At 71.2% G+C, this 15482-nt stretch carries 17 protein-coding genes; 8 read left to right on the top strand and 9 right to left on the bottom strand.

The features are described 5' to 3' along the window. Positions 1 to 97: 97 nt before the first annotated feature. The 4 genes from ACQP1V_RS02030 to ACQP1V_RS02015 are packed head-to-tail and all read right to left on the bottom strand — an operon-like array spanning position 98 to position 5258. The gene (locus ACQP1V_RS02030; protein WP_433418255.1) at positions 98 to 2500 is read right to left on the bottom strand and encodes a glycoside hydrolase family 65 protein; all 2403 of its coding nucleotides are present in this window, start codon (positions 2498 to 2500) and stop codon (positions 98 to 100) included. Next, the gene (locus ACQP1V_RS02025) at positions 2497 to 3258 is read right to left on the bottom strand and encodes an HAD family hydrolase (protein WP_433418253.1); all 762 of its coding nucleotides are present in this window, start codon (positions 3256 to 3258) and stop codon (positions 2497 to 2499) included. Before ACQP1V_RS02025 ends, ACQP1V_RS02030 begins: the two co-directional genes overlap by 4 nt. Positions 3259 to 3303: 45 nt before the next feature. Beyond that, positions 3304 to 4608 (bottom strand): sensor histidine kinase, encoded by a 1305-nt coding sequence (locus tag ACQP1V_RS02020; protein WP_433418250.1) that lies wholly within the window; start codon positions 4606 to 4608, stop codon positions 3304 to 3306. Beyond that, complete coding sequence (locus ACQP1V_RS02015; RefSeq protein WP_433418247.1) at positions 4605 to 5258, bottom strand: response regulator transcription factor; 654 nt, start codon at positions 5256 to 5258, stop codon at positions 4605 to 4607. Before ACQP1V_RS02015 ends, ACQP1V_RS02020 begins: the two co-directional genes overlap by 4 nt. Before the next feature lie 154 nt (positions 5259 to 5412). On the opposite strand from ACQP1V_RS02015, the gene ACQP1V_RS02010 reads away from it, so the two are divergent. The 4 genes from ACQP1V_RS02010 to ACQP1V_RS01995 all read left to right on the top strand — a co-directional run bounded on the left by ACQP1V_RS02010 (position 5413) and on the right by ACQP1V_RS01995 (position 8952). Beyond that, positions 5413 to 5934 carry a hypothetical protein gene (locus ACQP1V_RS02010; protein WP_387416832.1) on the top strand — a complete coding sequence of 174 codons (522 nt, stop codon included), beginning with the start codon at positions 5413 to 5415 and terminating at the stop codon, positions 5932 to 5934. After that, a complete protein-coding gene (locus ACQP1V_RS02005; protein ID WP_433418244.1) occupies positions 5931 to 6992 on the top strand; it encodes an efflux RND transporter periplasmic adaptor subunit in 1062 nt (353 codons plus the stop codon). The genes ACQP1V_RS02010 and ACQP1V_RS02005 overlap by 4 nt, the downstream gene beginning before the upstream one ends. A 92-nt stretch (positions 6993 to 7084) precedes the next feature. Beyond that, entirely contained in the window at positions 7085 to 7765 is a 681-nt protein-coding gene (locus ACQP1V_RS02000) for an ABC transporter ATP-binding protein (protein WP_084259196.1), read from the top strand. After that, positions 7762 to 8952 (top strand): ABC transporter permease, encoded by a 1191-nt coding sequence (locus ACQP1V_RS01995; protein ID WP_433418242.1) that lies wholly within the window; start codon positions 7762 to 7764, stop codon positions 8950 to 8952. Before ACQP1V_RS02000 ends, ACQP1V_RS01995 begins: the two co-directional genes overlap by 4 nt. Positions 8953 to 9007: 55 nt before the next feature. Here the strand turns inward: ACQP1V_RS01995 and ACQP1V_RS01990 are convergent, their stop codons facing one another. The 3 genes from ACQP1V_RS01990 to ACQP1V_RS01980 all read right to left on the bottom strand — a co-directional run bounded on the left by ACQP1V_RS01990 (position 9008) and on the right by ACQP1V_RS01980 (position 10795). Next, positions 9008 to 9622 (bottom strand): hypothetical protein, encoded by a 615-nt coding sequence (locus ACQP1V_RS01990; RefSeq protein ID WP_433418239.1) that lies wholly within the window; start codon positions 9620 to 9622, stop codon positions 9008 to 9010. A 78-nt stretch (positions 9623 to 9700) separates the two neighbouring features. After that, positions 9701 to 10072 carry a hypothetical protein gene (locus tag ACQP1V_RS01985; RefSeq protein WP_387416836.1) on the bottom strand — a complete coding sequence of 124 codons (372 nt, stop codon included), beginning with the start codon at positions 10070 to 10072 and terminating at the stop codon, positions 9701 to 9703. Between the two features lie 303 nt (positions 10073 to 10375). After that, positions 10376 to 10795, bottom strand: coding sequence for a hypothetical protein (locus ACQP1V_RS01980; RefSeq protein WP_387416837.1), 420 nt, complete (start codon positions 10793 to 10795; stop codon positions 10376 to 10378). A gap of 292 nt (positions 10796 to 11087) precedes the next feature. Here ACQP1V_RS01980 and ACQP1V_RS01975 point away from each other — a divergent pair, with 292 nt between their 5' ends. Further along, positions 11088 to 11378: a metalloregulator ArsR/SmtB family transcription factor gene (locus ACQP1V_RS01975; RefSeq protein WP_387416838.1), complete on the top strand. Its 291-nt coding sequence runs from the start codon at positions 11088 to 11090 to the stop codon at positions 11376 to 11378. A 47-nt stretch (positions 11379 to 11425) separates the two neighbouring features. After that, a complete protein-coding gene (locus ACQP1V_RS01970) occupies positions 11426 to 12112 on the top strand; it encodes an SdpI family protein (protein ID WP_433418236.1) in 687 nt (228 codons plus the stop codon). Between the two features lie 64 nt (positions 12113 to 12176). Here the strand turns inward: ACQP1V_RS01970 and ACQP1V_RS01965 are convergent, their stop codons facing one another. Together ACQP1V_RS01965 and ACQP1V_RS01960 are read right to left on the bottom strand one after the other, a co-directional pair. After that, positions 12177 to 13373 (bottom strand): hypothetical protein, encoded by a 1197-nt coding sequence (locus tag ACQP1V_RS01965; protein WP_433418233.1) that lies wholly within the window; start codon positions 13371 to 13373, stop codon positions 12177 to 12179. Next, entirely contained in the window at positions 13370 to 13900 is a 531-nt protein-coding gene (locus tag ACQP1V_RS01960) for a SigE family RNA polymerase sigma factor (RefSeq protein ID WP_387416841.1), read from the bottom strand. Before ACQP1V_RS01960 ends, ACQP1V_RS01965 begins: the two co-directional genes overlap by 4 nt. Positions 13901 to 14074: 174 nt before the next feature. On the opposite strand from ACQP1V_RS01960, the gene ACQP1V_RS01955 reads away from it, so the two are divergent. Continuing rightward, positions 14075 to 14269 carry a hypothetical protein gene (locus ACQP1V_RS01955; protein WP_433418230.1) on the top strand — a complete coding sequence of 65 codons (195 nt, stop codon included), beginning with the start codon at positions 14075 to 14077 and terminating at the stop codon, positions 14267 to 14269. A 140-nt stretch (positions 14270 to 14409) separates the two neighbouring features. Then, complete coding sequence (locus ACQP1V_RS01950) at positions 14410 to 15480, top strand: endonuclease domain-containing protein (RefSeq protein WP_433418227.1); 1071 nt, start codon at positions 14410 to 14412, stop codon at positions 15478 to 15480. Positions 15481 to 15482: the final 2 nt, after the last annotated feature.

The following is a 15482-nucleotide window of genomic DNA, read 5'->3' as shown; positions in this document are numbered from 1 at the left end:
ACTACCGAGGGACGGCGGCCGCGGATCGGCCGCCCGGTCTCCAGCGACCGGGCGGTCGCCCTCACCACCCTCGCGGGCACCTGAGGAGGCCGCGTGATCACGTCGCTGGATGAGCCGGTGACCCTGCCGGTCGCATGATCCCGGCGGCCTCCCTCGTCTGCCGGTGCACCGGACCGCGGCCGCGGGGCTGGGTAGGGGCCGGGCCGGGGAACACCGGAGGGATCGCGCACGTGATCGGCGCGTCCCTGGAGACGACGTCCCGCTTCCCATGGTGGACGATCTTGAGCGGTTCGCCGTCGAGCAGCGTGTACGTGGCGGACTCCTGATCCACCCTGACCGTGAGCCGCCGCTCCAGCAGGGACACGGTGAAGGAGAGCCCGGTGAGCGCCGAGGGCAGCCGCGGCGCGAAGCAGAGCACGCCGCCGTGGAGGCGCATCCCGGCGAGCCCCTCGACCAGGGCGATCCACGCTCCGACCAGGGCCGCGATGTGCAGGCCGTCGCGGGTGTTGTGCTCGACGTCCTCGAGATCCATCAGCGCGGCCTCGGCGAGGTAGTCGTAGGCCAGGTCCAGGTGGCCCACCTCGGCCGCGATCACCGCCTGCGTGCACGCCGACAACGAGGAGTCCCGTACGGTGATCCGCTCGTAGTAGGCGAAGTCGCGCGCCTTCTGCTCCGGGGTGAAGGCGTCACCCCGGCGGTGCAGCGCCAGCACGAGATCGGCCTGCTTGACCACCTGCTTGCGGTACAGGTCGAAGTACGGGAAGTGCAGCATCAGCGGGTACTGGTCGGGGCTCGTCACGGCGAAGTCCCACACCTGGTGCTCGGTGAAACCGTCGGCCTGCGGGTGGACCCCGAGCTTCTTGTCGTAGGGGACGTACATCGCCCGCGCCGCGTCCCGCCAGGCCGCCATCTCCTCCTCGTCCACGTGCAGCTTCCTGGCCTCCGCGGGGTGCCGTTTGGCCGCGTCGGCGGCGGCGTACAGGTTCCGCTGCGCCATCAGGTTCGTGTACACGTTGTTGTCGGCGACGGCGCTGTACTCGTCCGGGCCGGTGACCCCGGCGATGCGGAAGTCGCCCTCGGCGTCGTGGTGCCCCAGCGACCGCCACAGCCGCGCGGTCTGCACGAGCAGCTCCAAACCGACGCCCCGGTCGAACGCCTCGTCCTGAGTGATGTCGTAGTAACGGCCGACGGCGTCGGCGATGGCCGCGTTGATGTGGAAGGCCGCCGTCCCGGCGGGCCAGTAGCTCGAGCATTCCTCGCCATGGATGGTCCGCCAGGGGAAGGCCGCCCCGCTCAGCCCGAGCTGCCGCGCCCGGTCCATCGCCATCGGCAGCGTGCTCTGCCGCCAGCTCAGCGCGTGGGCGACCGCCTCGGGCAGCAGGTAGGTCAGCACCGGCATCACGAACGCCTCGCTGTCCCAGAAGCAGTGCCCGTCGTAGCCGCTGCCGGTGAGGCCCTTGGCCGGGATGCCCCTGCCCTCGCCGCGCGCCGCGGCCTGCAGCAGGTGGAAGAGCCCGAATCGCACGGCCTGCTGGATCTCCGCGTCTCCGTCCACCTTGACGTCGGCGCGGGCCCAGAAATCGTCCAGGTAGCTCCGCTGCTCGGCGAGCAGGCCGTCCCAGCCGGTCTGGCGGGCGGCGGCGAGCGCGGCGTCGGCCTGGTCCCGCACCGCCGGGCGCGACCGCGCGCCCGACCAGCCGTACGAGACGAACTTGATCAACCGGAGCGGCCGGCCGGGCTCGATCGAGGCGATCACCGTCACCCGGCCGAGGTCGGGGGAGCTCTCCGCGACGACGCCGGTGCCGTCCGGACCGTCGACGACGTGGTCCATCGCGGCGGCGACGCACAGGCCGCTCGCGCGGGTGCTGTGCACGAGCACGGCGCGGGCGTCCCACGCGGCGTTCTCGCAGGAGATCAGCGGCGCCTCCAGCGCGGCGGCGACCCGGGGGTCGCCCGCCGCCGAGGGCAACTGCTCGTTGGCGACGAGCTCGGACTGCACGACCACGCGCAGCGGCTCGTCGACGGGCTCCACCTCGTAGCAGATCGCGGCGACCGCCCGCTGGACCAGCGACACCAGCCGGACCGACGACACCCGGACCGGGCACCCGTCCGGCGACTCCCATTCGGCGGTCCGCCGCAGCACACCGTCGCGGAAGTCCAGCGTCTGCTCGTGCGCGCGCAGCCGTCCGTAGCGGATGTCAAACGGCTCGTCGTTCACGAGCAGGCGGATCACCTTGCCGTTCGTGACGTTGATGACGGTCTGCCCCGACTCGGGGAAGCCGTAGCCGGCCTCGGCGTACGGGAGGGGCCGCACCTCGTAGACACCGGACAGGTAGCTGCCGGGCAGGCCGTGCGGCTCCCCCTCGTCGAGGTTGCCACGCCAGCCGATGTGCCCGTTGGACAGCGCGAACAGCGACTCGGACTGGGCGAGGACGTCGACGTCCAGCCCGGTCAGCCGCAGGCTCCAGGGCTCGCACGCGAACGCGGGATGAGTGATCATGATCGCTCCAGCAGCTCGGCGAGATCGGAGACCACCACGTTCGCGCCGTGCTCGCGCAGCGCGTCGGCCTGTCCGACCCTGTCCACACCGACCACGCAGGCGAAGCCGCCGGCCCGTCCGGCCTCGACCCCCGCGAGCGCGTCCTCGAACACCGCCGCCTCGTCCGGCGGCACCCCGAGCGCCCGCGCGGCGGCGAGGTAGGCGTCCGGCGCCGGCTTGCCCGCCAGGTGCTCCCGGGCGACGGTGGCGCCGTCCACCCCCACCTCGAACAGGTCCTCGATCCCGGCGCCGGCGAGCATGTCCCGGCAGTTGGCGCTCGACGACACCACCGCCCGGCGCAGCCCGGCGTCCCGCACCGCGCGCACGTAGCGGACGGAGCCCTCGAACACCTCCACGCCGTCCTTCTTGAGCCGGCTCATCATCAGTTCGTTCTTGCGGTTGCCCAGGCCGTTGACGGTCTCGGCGTCCGGCGGGTCGCCGGGTTCCCCCTCGGGGAGGTGGATGCCGCGCGAGGCGAGGAACGAGCGGGTGCCGTCCGCCCTCGTCTTGCCGTCCACGTACGCGGCGTAGTCGGCCACGTCGTCGAAGGGGACCAGCGGAGTGCCGGTACGCGTGGCGCGCTCGCTCAGGAAGCCGTCGAACATCTCCTTCCACGCGGCGGCGTGCAGCCGCGCCGTACGCGTCAGGACGCCGTCCAGGTCGAACAGGCAGGCCCGTACCCGGTCCGGCAGGCCCAGTTTCCTCGCGGACAGATCCATTCTCAGGCGACCTCCTCCACCCTTCCGGTGCGGTCGCCCTTCCCCCTACCCGCGAAGGGCCGGGTCACCGGAAATCACGGCGGGTAGCCGCGCCCGGCCCACGGCCTTCTCGCCGGGCTCGCTCCCCGTGCCCGGCACGGTGGGCAGCCGTACGGTGACCGCGAGGCCGCCCTCGGATCGGGCCCGGGCGGTGACCGCGCCCTCGTGCGCGTCCACGATGGCGCGGACGATCGACAGGCCGAGCCCGGCGCCGCCCGCTGACCGCACCCGCTCGCCGTGCAGCCGCCGGAACGGCTCGAACAGGTCGTCCACCTCGTACGGCGGGACCTGGGGCCCGGTGTTCTCCACCGTGACCATCGCCTCGCCGGTGGCGTCGTCCACGCGGAGCGTCACCCACACGTCGCCGTCGCGGACGTTGTACTTGACCGCGTTCTCCACCATGTTGGACACGCAGCGTTCCAGCAGCAGCGGGTCGCCCCGGACGACCGCCGGGCGCAGGTCCCGGTGAACGGCGACCCCCCGCTTCCGCGGCGCGAGCGCCTGCTCGTCCAGCACGACGCGGACGACGTGCCGCAGATCGACCGGCTTGCTCACGGTGAGCTCCTGCTCCGACTGGGCAAGCAGCAGCAGGCCGTCGATCAGCCGCTCGTACCGCGCGTTCGTGCCGAGCAGCGCGCGGGCCAGCGCCTTGAGGTCCTCGGAGGCGGCCGGCTCCTCCAGCGACACCTCCAGGACCGTGCGGTTGATGGCGAGCGGGGTGCGCAGCTCGTGCGAGGCGTTGGCGATGAACCGGCGCTGCGCGTCGAACACGCGGTGCAGCCGGTCGAGCATCGCGTCGAAGGTGTCGGCCAGCCGCTTGACCTCGTCCTGCGGCCCGCGCAGCGCGATCCTCTCGTTCAGCGCGATGCGCTCGTGCGGCCTGCTCTCCGAGAGCCGCCGCGCGGTCTCGGTCACCCGGCCGAGGGGCCGCAGCGCGCGTTCGGCGATCAGGTGGCCGAGCAGCAGGGCGATGATCCCGATCAGGACCATGACGAGGAGCGACGACCGGATCGTCTCCTGCAGCACGTCGGCGGCCCGCTGCTCGACCTGCGTCTGCACCACCTTCGGGAACGTGCCGATGACGGTCGTGCCCGACCCGAGCTTCGGGAGCGGGTCCGCCGCGAACTTCATGACGAGCCGCTGGTCCAGGGCCCGCGCCGTCGTCAGGTACCCCACCCACAGCACCGCCGAGCTTCCGGCGAAGAACAGCCCGCCGTACAGCAGGGTCAGCCGGGCCCGCAGCCCCAGCCGGTTCCAGGGCAGCGCCGCGGCGAGGACGCGCCGCGCCCGCGACGTGCCGCGGGCGGTCAAAACCGGTACCCCCTGCCGGGCACGTTCTCGATCAGCCGCGGCTCGCCGAGCTTCCTGCGCAGCGAGGTGAGGGTCACCCGCAGCACGCCCGTCCCCGTGTCGGCGTACTCGTCCCAGACGGCCCGGCGCAGCTCGGCCGAGGAGACCAGGTCCCCCTCCGCGCGCAGCAGTTCGAGCAGGACGTCGAACTCCTTGCGGTTCAACGCGATCGGCCGCCCGTCCCGGGTGACCGTACGGCGGGCCGGGTCGAGCCGTACGCCGGCCCGTTCCAGCACCGGGGGCGCGGCCCTGGACGAGCGGCGGCCCAGCGTCCGCACCCGGGCCACCAGCTCGGCGAACGCGAACGGCTTGACCAGGTAGTCGTCGGCGCCGAGGGACAGCCCGTCCACCCGGTCGCGCAGCCGCCCGGCGGCGGTGAGCATCAGGACGCGGCTCGCCGGGCTCGCAGCCGTCAGCGCCCGGCAGACGTCGTCGCCGTGCACCTCCGGGAGGTCGCGGTCGAGCACGACGACGTCGTAGTCGACGTAGGCCGCCAGTTCGAGCGCTTCCTGGCCGTCGTAGGCGACGTCCACGGCGAGTGCGTGCAGCCGCATCCCCCGTGCGAGGGCGTCGGCCAGCTGTTCCTCGTCCTCGACGACGAGCACGCGCATCCCTGCCTCCCCGGTCCACGTCCGAGGGTGACCGACCGGGTGTTAACGGCGGATAAGGCGAACCACGCCCTGCTGATTTATCCGCGTTTAGCACCGAGATCGCTGAAGTTGGTCCGCGCCCCGGGCGAGCGACCCGGAGGCGAAGGAGCGACCCATGAAGATCCGGCTATTGGCGGCCGCGGCGCCGCTGGCACTGGCGCTCGCCGCCTGCGGCGGCGCCTCCTCCGGGGACGGAGGCATCGCCTCGGCGGGCGGGGGCGCGTCCGGCCCCGAGTCCTCCCCGTCCGCGTCGGCCACCCTCGACCGGCACGAGGCGCAGCTCAAGTTCGCCCAGTGCATGCGCGAGCACGGCGTCGACATGGCCGACCCGGACTCGAGCGGCGCGATACGCATCGAAATGCCCAAGGGCATGGACAAGGGCAAGGCCGACGCGGCGATGAAGGAATGCCAGCCGCTCATGGAGCAGGCCGTCGGCGACCGGGCGACGGCGCCCGATCCGGAGATGCGTGACCGGATGGTGAAGTTCGCCCAGTGCATGCGTGAGCACGGCGTCGACATGCCCGACCCGAGCGGCGGCGGCATCAAGATGACGGTCCCCGAGGGCGGCGAGCAGAAGCTCAAGGAAGCCCAGGAGGCGTGCAAGGAGTTCTCCCCCAAAATGAAGACGAACCCGTGAGGAAGGCGCTCACCGCCGTCGTCGGCCTCCTCGCGCTCGCCGCCGGAACGACGGCGGCACTCCTCGTCAGCGGTGACACGGAGGCGGCCGCGCCCCCGGCGCCGTCCACCACCGCGACCGCCGCGATCACCCGCCAGGACCTGGTGGACACCAAGACCGTGGACGGCGCGCTCACCTACGCCGGGGAGCGGCAGATCAGCACGGACGCCGTCGGCACGGTGACGTCGGTCGCCAAGGAGGGCTCCGTGGTCCGCCGCGGCCGTCCGCTGCTCAAGATCGACCGTAAGCCCGTCGTCCTGCTGTACGGCAACCTGCCACTCTACCGCCCGCTGCGGCAGGGCGTGGACGACGGCCCGGACGTCGAGCAGTTGGAGCGCAATCTCAAGGCCCTCGGCTACGGGGACGACCTGACGGTGGACGAGCACTTCAGCTACGCGACGTACCTCGCGGTCAAGGCGTGGCAGGAGGACAACGGCCTGCCGGAGACCGGCCAGGTGGACGTGACGCAGGCGGTGTTCCTGCCCGCGGCGGTCCGGGTGACCGACGCGAAGGTGTCGGTGGGCGACCGCACCTCGCCCGGGCGGCCCGCGCTCACGGTCAGCGGGCTGCGGCGGCTGGTCCACGTGGACCTGAACACCGACGACCAGGCGCTGGTGAAGAAGGGCGCCAGGGTCACCGTGGAGCTCCCCGGCGGCGAGCGGATCAAGGGCCGCGTCTACGCGGTCGGCACCGTCGCCAAGAGCAGCGCCTCGGCGAACGGGCAGGGCGATGGCAACACCACCGTGGACGTCGACATCACCCTGGACAAGACGCCGAAGACCCGGCTGGACCAGGCTCCGGTCGAGGTCGAGCTGGTGAGCGAGCGGCACAAGAACGTGCTGGCCGTCCCCGTGGAGGCGCTGCTCGCGCTGCGCGAGGGCGGGTTCGGCGTCGAGATCGTCGAGAACGGCGCCGCGCGCCTCGTGGCCGTCAAGACCGGCGCCTTCGGCGGCGGCATGGTCGAGATCACCGGCGCGGGCCTGACCGAGGGCATGCGGGTGGGGGTGCCCGAGTCGTGAGCGGACGGATCGACGAGCGACCCGCGCTCCGCGACGGCGGCCCCGACACGCCGGACGGGCCGTACGTGGTGGAGCTGCGCGACGTGACCAAGATGTACGGCGGCCGGGTGCAGGCGCTGCGCGGGGTGAACCTGGCGATCGGCGCCGGCGAGCTGGTGGCCATCGTCGGCCCCTCCGGGTCGGGCAAGTCGACCATGCTCCATATGATCGGCACCCTGGACCGGCCCTCCGGCGGCACCGTGCGGATCGCCGGACACGACGTCGCCGGCCTGTCGGACCGGGAGCTGTCCGCGCTGCGCGCCCGCCATCTGGGGTTCGTCTTCCAGAAGTTCCACCTGTCCCCCGGGACGAGCGCGCTGGACAACGTGGCCGACGGCCTGCTGTACGCGGGCGTGCCGCTGCGGGTCCGCCGGGAGCGCGCCGCCGCCGCACTGGAGCGGGTCGGCCTCGGCCACCGGCTCGGGCACCGGCCGGAGCAGATGTCGGGCGGCGAGCAGCAGCGGGTGGCGGTGGCCCGCGCGGTCGCGGGAGATCCGCCGCTGCTGCTCGCCGACGAACCGACCGGCAACCTGGACTCGGCCGCGGGCGCCGAGGTCCTGCGGGTCCTGCGCGACCTGCACGCCGCCGGGACCACGATCGCGGTCATCACGCACGACATGGAGATCGCGGAGTGGTGCCCGCGCCGGGTCCGGGTCCGCGACGGACGGATCGTCAACGACGAGGGCTCGGGCCACCGCCCGCCCGCGGAGATCACGATCGGAGCCCGCGAATGACCCGGAGGCTCGTGCCCGCCCGGCTCGGCCCCGCCGACGTCCTGCGCGTCGGCGCGGCCGGACTGCGCACCCGCCCGACCCGCGTGTTCCTGTCTGCGCTGGGGATCGCCATCGGCATCGCCACCATGATCGCGGTGATCGGCATCTCGTCGTCCTCGCGCGAGCAACTCCTGCGCCAGCTCGACCGGCTCGGCACCAACATGCTCACCGTCTCGGCCGGCCATACCCTCTTCGGCGAGACGTCCCAGCTCCCCACCGGCGCGGTCGCCATGGTCAAGCGGATCGGCCCGGTCAGCACGGCCGCCGCCACCGGCACCGTCGACGCGACCGTCCGGCGGACGAACCTGATCCCCAAGGCGGTGACCGGCGGCATCGCCGTACAGGCGGCGACGGCCGACCTGCTCACCACGCTGGAGGGAAGCGTCACGAAGGGGGCCTGGCTGAACGCCGCGACCGAGCGGCAGCCCGCCGTCGTGCTCGGCTCCGTCGCCGCGAAACGGCTCGGCGTGGACCGGATCGGCGTACGGGTGTGGATCGGGAACCGGTGGTTCACCGTCATCGGCGTCCTCGGCCCGATGCCGCTCGCCCCCGAGATCGAACGGTCGGCGCTGGTCGGGTTCCCGGTCGCCGCCGAGCGCCTGGGCTTCGACGGACACCCGACGACGATCTACGAACGGTCGGCGGAGGAGTCGGTCGAGGCCGTGCGGTCCGTGCTGCCTCGTACGGTGAACCCGGAGAACCCGGAGGAGGTCGAGGTCAGCCGGCCCTCGGACGCGCTCGCCGCGCGGGCCGCCGCCGCCGGCGCGTTCACCAATCTGCTGCTCGGGCTCGGCGGCGTCGCGCTGCTGGTCGGCGGGGTCGGCGTGGCCAACACGATGGTGATCTCGGTGCTGGAACGCCGCAAGGAGATCGGCCTGCGCCGCTCCCTCGGGGCCACCCGGGGCCAGGTGCGGATCCAGTTCCTGACGGAGTCACTGCTGCTGTCCGCGCTGGGCGGCGTCGCGGGGTCGGTGCTGGGCGCGCTGGCCACGGTCGGCTACGCGCTGTCCCAGGGCTGGCCGCCGGTCGTGCCGCCCTGGGCGATCGCGGGCGCGGTCGGCGCCACGCTCATCGTCGGCACGGTCGCGGGCCTCTATCCGGCCATGCGCGCCGCCCGCCTGTCCCCGACCGTGGCGCTGGCCACCTGACGCCTCCATGAGGCACGTGCTCCGGCCGGGCGGACCCGGCCTCCGGCGGATCACCTCACCACAGATCGCGGAGGTCGGGTTCCAGCCAGAGCGGTGTCGCGTCGAACATGGCCGGGTCGGCTGCGGCCGCGCCCTGGTCGGGCGTCTCCGAAATGGTGGCGGTCCCCGGCAGCCCCGGATCGCCCTTCATCGCCTGCTCGGGGATGACAGCCGTGATCTTCTGGGTCACGGAACAGACCTTGACGTTGCGGCACAGGACGTTCTGGACGCTGGTCGCGCCGCCGATGTCACTCGTCGACGTGTGCTGGTAGCCGTGGTTGTTCGTCGGGCTCTTCACCGCCGAGATATTGGCGTTGCGGGCGCCGTTTCCGACCTTGTTCTCGTCCCCTCCGCCACCGCGGGCGGATCTGACCGCGACCGCTTCCCGCGCCGCCGAGGACCGTTCCGTCTCCGCCCGGGCGGGAAGCGACGCGACGTTCACGACGAACGCGGCGAAAGCGCAGGCTCCGGCGAGGAAAAGGGGAGTGCGGCTCTTTCCGCCGCGCATCCCGTTTCCGCCCCGCACCCCGCTGTCATGCTGACAAAACATCTGTGTCGCCCTCTGCTCAATTCGGACGAATTCCGGCAACATTCGGACCGGAACCGTTTCGCCAGCGTACTGTCCGCCCACCCGCGAATCCGGGCGCGCATGACGCGAAGAATCGTTATTACGGCTTCATTACCGTTTATCCGGTGACGGCGGGGTGCTTCATCGCCTGCGGACGAACTTGAGCCGCTGCTTGATCCGGCACACCCGCCACCCCTTCTTGCAGGAGGCCGACTGGGTGTTGGTGCTCTCGGAGTTGCTCGATACGTTTTGCACACCGCGTTGGAAGGTGGGGCTGTTGACCGAGGGCGCGAAGTTCTTGTTGCGCCTGCCGTTTCCGGTGCGTACGACGATGGGGCCGTGGTCGTACGCCAGCGTGGTCACCCAGGCGGCGGGACGGATCGCGGCCGCGTCCGCGCTTCCCTGCGGCCACGCGACCGCCCCGGCGATCGCGACCGCCGTCGCGAGCGGCGCGAGACGCAGGGCGGCACAGATGGACGGGGCCTGCGACTTCTCCATGAGATGACGAGCCATGTCGTGGCACCTGCCTCTTCGCGTCACTCGGCGGCGGGCACGTCGCGACGGACGTGAAACGGGCGATGCCAGCCTGTGTACCCCACGGATATCCGCCCGCCACGCGCCTCACGATCCCCGGCCGGGATGATGACCGGCTCTTGCCCCGGCACGGGAATTCGCGACCTTCGGGAGCCGAAATTCAGCGAAATATCCGAACAATTGCCACCGACAACGCGCCCCGAACACCACAAAACGCCTGCCGTACCGCAAGGTGCGGCATCGTCGGCTCTCGTGCCACGCCCGGGACGTGCCGCGAACAGGTCACGCGCGGCGCAGACCCACGTACTGGACGGCGGCCACGGCACCCACGACCAGGCCCTGCAGCACGATCCAGGCCGTGCCCGCACCTGTGGCGCCCAGTGCGCCGACGGCGGCCGTCACCACGCTCAGCACGGCCCACAGGGTGTTCAGACCGATCACGAAACCGGCGGCCGCGCGGCTGATGCGCTCCTGCCGGGCGACGAAGTAGACCCACACCGCGTACACCGCGAGGAACACGCCGACGGGGTACTGCATCGAGCGCTCGACCCCCAGGATCGAGTCCAGGACGGTGGCCAGTGCGAGGTAGCCGACGCCGTTGGCGCCGGTGAGAACCGCGTCGACCAGAAGGGCCCGGCGCAGCAGTCCGTCCCGGCGCTCTGTGCGCACCGGCGTGGTACCCATGGTCCGGGATGACGTCATGGTCATTTCCTTTCGGTATGCGTACGCCGTTTTCCCGGGACGCACGCTGAGCGGGAACGGTCCGTTCTGTGACGGTAACGACGCTCCTGGAAGGCCCTCAATTACCTCCCAGGTGATGAGGACCGACTCACGGGAGCTCACGGGTCGTGGGCGGCGAGGGTGGTGGCCCCGGTAGCGATCGAAGTCTCCGTTGCCGACCAGGGCGCGGACCTTGATGAGGACACGGCCGGAGCCGCGCTTCCGCACGTCATGGGCTATTATTCGGTTGTTGCCTAATAAAGGAACAACGCCGATGAATCTCATCTACGAGGCGCTGGCGCACCCCACGCGCCGGCAGATCATCGCGCTGTTGCGGCGGGGAGACCTCCCCGCCGGAGAGATCGCCACCCACTTCGACATTGCCAAGCCCACGCTCTCGGGGCACCTGCGGGTGCTGCGGGAAGCCGGCCTGGTGATCGGCGAGCGGCATGGCACCTCGATCGTCTACAGCCTCCAGCTCTCCCTGCTGGAGGAGTCACTGGCCGCGCTCCTCGACCTGTTCAAGATCGATTCGGCCCGATCCCCCGAGCCCGACCCGAACTGAGGAGCGCTCACCGGACACGTCCCCCACCACGACGAGGAAGGACCCCCATGTCCAAGAACGCTGCAACCGAGGACCGGATCGACCCCCGCCCGGGCCTCATCGCCACCGCCGCCACCCTGCTCCTGACCGGCGGGATCTCCCTCTGGGGATGGCAGAACCTCCCCGACGACGTACGGGTCCCCATGCACTGGGGAGCCTCCGGCGAGGTCGACCGCTTCGCGGGGAAGACCGAAGGCCTGATCACGCTTCCCCTGATCGTGCTCGGCCTCGGCCTGTTCCTCGCCATCGTGCCCCGCCTGGTGCCTCGGCGGCAGAACGCCGCCCGCTCGCGGCACGTCTACCTCGCGGCCTGGGTCGGAGTGCTGGTCGTGATGACGGTCGCCCACGCCGCGACCATCATCAACGCGGCGGGCGGAAATCTTCCCGTGGTCAGGATCATCATGGCCCTCCTCGGGGCGCTCTTCCTGGTCCTCGGGAACTACCTGCCCAAGTCGCGCAGCAACTGGATCGCGGGCGTACGCACCCCGTGGACCCTCGACAGCGACCTGGCCTGGAGGCGCGCCAACCGCCTGGGGGGCATCCTCTTCGCCGTGCTGGGCTTGGTGCTCCTGCTCGCCGCCTTCGTCCTGCCGGTCCCCGCGCTGGCCGTCATCGTCCTCGCCGGGACGGCGATCTCGGCGATCGTCCCGGTCGTCTACTCCTGGTGGGTCTGGCGTTCCGACCCCAGCCGCTGATCACCGCCACTGGCCTGTCACTCATTTCCGGTAGCCATGGTGTGCACGCGCTCCTTCCGGGCGGTCAGAAACCGGGGAGTTCCAGGCTGCCGCCCCAGGCCGCGTAGGTGTAGGCCGCCAGCGGCGTGACCTGCCCGGTACGGACGTTCACGCGGTAGGTCCGCTCACCGAGGACGGGAGTGCCCTTCCCGCCGCTTTTCCCCCAAGAGTCGTCGAGAGCCGGCCCGGAGACGATCACCTCTGTGCGGCTCAGCCAGCCGCCCGCCCGCCAGGCCTGGAAATCGCGCGGCACGCCGCGCAGCCGCGCCTTGTGCAGGATCTCGCCCGTGGTGCTGTCGAGAACAACGATCGTGTCGTTGGGCTTGGACTCCTCCAACGCGCCGCTCGCCGAGAGGCCTCCCTTCATCCCGGCGAGAAAAGCCACCGCGCCTCCGTCCGGGGAGGGCTGGCTGAGATCGACAGATTCGACGTCGTCGGTCGGCGGGAACGCGCGTACGGTGCCGTCCGCCGTCAGGGCGCCCAACCCGCCGCCCTTACCCTCCCTGGTGACGACCACGGGATCGCCGCCGTCGCCGACGGTTCGTACGTGCCAGCCTTCGGGGACCCGGGAGACGTTCCCGGTCTCGACCTCGACCACCAGGTCTTGTCCCGATCCGCCCCATATGCCCATGCGGGTGCCGCCGGGGGACAGTGCGAGCATTACTCCCTTGGCCACCATCTCGGCCCTGGACAGGGTCGTCGGCATGAGCCACACCCGCCCACTGTCCAGATCCCGTACGGCGATCTTCCGGTCCTTCTCGCTGTAGTAGGCGACGCGTCCCCCATCCGCGGAGATGACCAGGGGCGCGCCGGTGTTCATGTAGTTGTCCGCGGTCTGCTCGGTGTAGACGCTGAGCGCTTCCGGCATCCGGTACGTCTCGCCAGTGCGCGTCACCACGTTCCACTGTGCGCATTCCTTGGCGAACAGGTGCGTGTTCACCCCCGGCGTCCACTTCTCCCCGCAGAAGTCGTAGTACGCGTACTTCAGTGGGCCGACGCCGGAGGCGGGGAGCGTGTCGGTCACCTTGCTCGCGATGATGTCGCCCTCCTGCCGACCGCCGATGACGGTGACCGCGGCAACGACGACAGCGAGGACGGCGGCGGCACCGGAGGCGTACACGCCCGCGCGCCGGCGGGTGGCCTTGCGGATCACGCGTTCGGTGAGGTCCACCGTGGGCGCGCCGACGGCGATCGAGTGCAAATGGTCGCGAAGCGTGGTCATCGGCGGATCTCCTCTGCGCCGGCGGTGTCGGTGTCGTGAAGAAGGTGGGCGAGTTCCGGAGCGAGCGAGCGCAGGCGGCCCAACGCGTGATGGGTCTGGCTCTTGACCGTCCCTGTGGAGCAGCCGAGCAGGCCGGCGGTCTCCTCCACGCTGCGATCCTCATAGAAACGGAGTACGACAACGGCCCGCTGGCGCGGAGTCAGGCGGGCGAGCGCACGTTGCAGGGCGACCCGGTGCAAGGTGTCGTCGCCCGGATCGTGGCCCTGTTCCGGCGGGTCCTCCTGCGGGTATTCGGCGGATTTCCGGCGTCTCCGCCACGAGATGTGCTCGTTGATCAGCGCCTTGCGGGTGTACGCCTCAGGGTTACCGCTCCTGGCCAGCTTGGGCCAGTGCCGGGCGACTTTCACCAGCACGTTCTGCAGCAGATCCTCGGCGAGATGGCTGTCCCCGGTGAGCAGGTAGGCGCTGTACATCAGCGAATGCTGGCGCGCGCCCACGAACTCGCGGAAGCCCTCATAGCGGTCCATACGTTCTCCTCACGCCATGTAGAACGCCACCGCCGCCCGTCCCGGTTGGAACCGAGGAGATCGGTTCCACGCTGACCTTCCGTGCCCTCCGGTGCCGTCGCCGGGGCAGTTCATGGCGACGCGCACACTGACGTTCGTCGGCGCCCAGGTCACAGCGGTGGTGGCCAGGCGTCCGTGGGCACGCTGATCGCCGTGCCCTTGATCGACCGCCGGGGCCGGCGCACGACCCGGCTCGCCATCCTTCTCAACCGCGAGCACAACTGGACCATGCCAGCGTCACACAACGTGATCGCCAGTTACCGACAATGGCTCAACGCCCTCTTCCGATTAATTCCGGACAGACTTCCACACCACCTCGCCGCCAGATAAGGCAGCGGAAATCCCGGCTGTCGATTCCCGGCACGGAACTGCCGGCGAAGTCCCCGAGATCTCCCGCAAAAGTCATACGAAACGCTTGATGGCCGGATAGCCTCCCTCAAACTGATAAATCCGGACTTCAGGGGTTACCCGTGGCGTGGTCGTGGGGAGAGCTGCCTGTCGGTCGCGTCGTGCGCCTCCAGGGCGCCGGCGTCGAGGCCCTGACCCTGGCGATCGACCCGCTGCCCGACGACGCACCGGCGATCGTCACGTATGTCGCGCGCAAGGCACCGTCCACAGCCAACCTGGTGACCTCGATCCTGGACGAGCTGGAGGCGGCGGCCGTCGGCCTGTTCCCCTCATGGCTGCCGGAGGCGGAGAGCATCGGCGGCCCCGGCGGCGCGGGCGTGCCCGCCGTACGGTCCCTCGCCCTGCGGACGGCATCGGCGACCGGGCACTTCGGCCCCTTCCTCGCCGATCTAGCCGAACTCTCCCTCCACCGCGCCGGCGCCTCTCCCACCAGGACAGGCGTCCTCGCGGGAGGCCGGACGAAATTCGCTCCCGAGACGCGGGCCGCCGGGCTCGCCCGAGTGCTCGCCGCGAGTTTCCAACGGGCGCACGCGTCGATCCTCGTGGCCGTTCCGGCGGGCCTCTCCCCCATCGCGGAGGAGATCCTCACCGGGGCCTGCGAATGGCTCGCCCACCGCGGCGGGCTGGGCGTCTGGCTGGCCGGCGCACCGCTGACCACCGTCGACCGCCTGGAGACCAGGTTCGTACGGCTGCCCGCCGAGCTGGCCGCCACCACCCGCGAGCTGCCCGAGGCGCTCCCCGCCCCAGCGTCCCGGACGATCGGCTTCCCTGCCGTCGCCGGGAGACCGCACCCGGGCAGCGCCGCCGAGCAGGCCCTCGAAAGGGCACTGTCCGCCTGCGAATGGGCGATCGGGCGCGCCTGGAACCAGGCGTACCGGCCGCATCCGCTCGTCAACCCCATCCGGCTCGACCTGCTCTGGCGGGACGAGCGATGCGTCGTCGAGATCGACGGCCCGGACCACCTCGATCCGGTCAAGTACGCGCTGGACCGGCAGCGGGACGTGCGGCTCCAGACGGACGGCTACGCCGTGCTGCGGTTCACCAACGACCAGATCATGACCGATCCGAAAACCGTGATTCAGCAGATTCAGCGGTTCCTCCTTGAACGTCGCCGAGGAACCCCGAAGGGATAAGA

Source organism: Microtetraspora malaysiensis, assembly GCF_050947145.1.
Taxonomy (GTDB): Bacteria; Actinomycetota; Actinomycetes; order Streptosporangiales; family Streptosporangiaceae; genus Microtetraspora_A; species Microtetraspora_A malaysiensis.
Note: the sequence above shows the minus strand (reverse complement) of the source record. Positions and strands in the feature narration are given on the sequence as shown.

What these genes read in the sequence shown, in the direction of transcription:
- ACQP1V_RS02000 (WP_084259196.1), top strand. Translation starts at nt 7,085, where the DNA reads ATGTACGGCGGCCGGGTGCAGGCGCTGCGCGGGGTGAACCTGGCGATC.
- ACQP1V_RS01975 (WP_387416838.1), top strand. Translation starts at nt 11,088, where the DNA reads ATGAATCTCATCTACGAGGCGCTGGCGCACCCCACGCGCCGGCAGATC.
- ACQP1V_RS02010 (WP_387416832.1), top strand. Translation starts at nt 5,413, where the DNA reads ATGAAGATCCGGCTATTGGCGGCCGCGGCGCCGCTGGCACTGGCGCTC.
- ACQP1V_RS01985 (WP_387416836.1), bottom strand. Translation starts at nt 10,072, where the DNA reads ATGGCTCGTCATCTCATGGAGAAGTCGCAGGCCCCGTCCATCTGTGCC.
- ACQP1V_RS01995 (WP_433418242.1), top strand. Translation starts at nt 7,762, where the DNA reads ATGACCCGGAGGCTCGTGCCCGCCCGGCTCGGCCCCGCCGACGTCCTG.
- ACQP1V_RS02015 (WP_433418247.1), bottom strand. Translation starts at nt 5,258, where the DNA reads ATGCGCGTGCTCGTCGTCGAGGACGAGGAACAGCTGGCCGACGCCCTC.
- ACQP1V_RS01970 (WP_433418236.1), top strand. Translation starts at nt 11,426, where the DNA reads ATGTCCAAGAACGCTGCAACCGAGGACCGGATCGACCCCCGCCCGGGC.
- ACQP1V_RS01980 (WP_387416837.1), bottom strand. Translation starts at nt 10,795, where the DNA reads ATGACGTCATCCCGGACCATGGGTACCACGCCGGTGCGCACAGAGCGC.
- ACQP1V_RS02030 (WP_433418255.1), bottom strand. Translation starts at nt 2,500, where the DNA reads ATGATCACTCATCCCGCGTTCGCGTGCGAGCCCTGGAGCCTGCGGCTG.
- ACQP1V_RS01960 (WP_387416841.1), bottom strand. Translation starts at nt 13,900, where the DNA reads ATGGACCGCTATGAGGGCTTCCGCGAGTTCGTGGGCGCGCGCCAGCAT.
- ACQP1V_RS02025 (WP_433418253.1), bottom strand. Translation starts at nt 3,258, where the DNA reads ATGGATCTGTCCGCGAGGAAACTGGGCCTGCCGGACCGGGTACGGGCC.
- ACQP1V_RS01965 (WP_433418233.1), bottom strand. Translation starts at nt 13,373, where the DNA reads ATGACCACGCTTCGCGACCATTTGCACTCGATCGCCGTCGGCGCGCCC.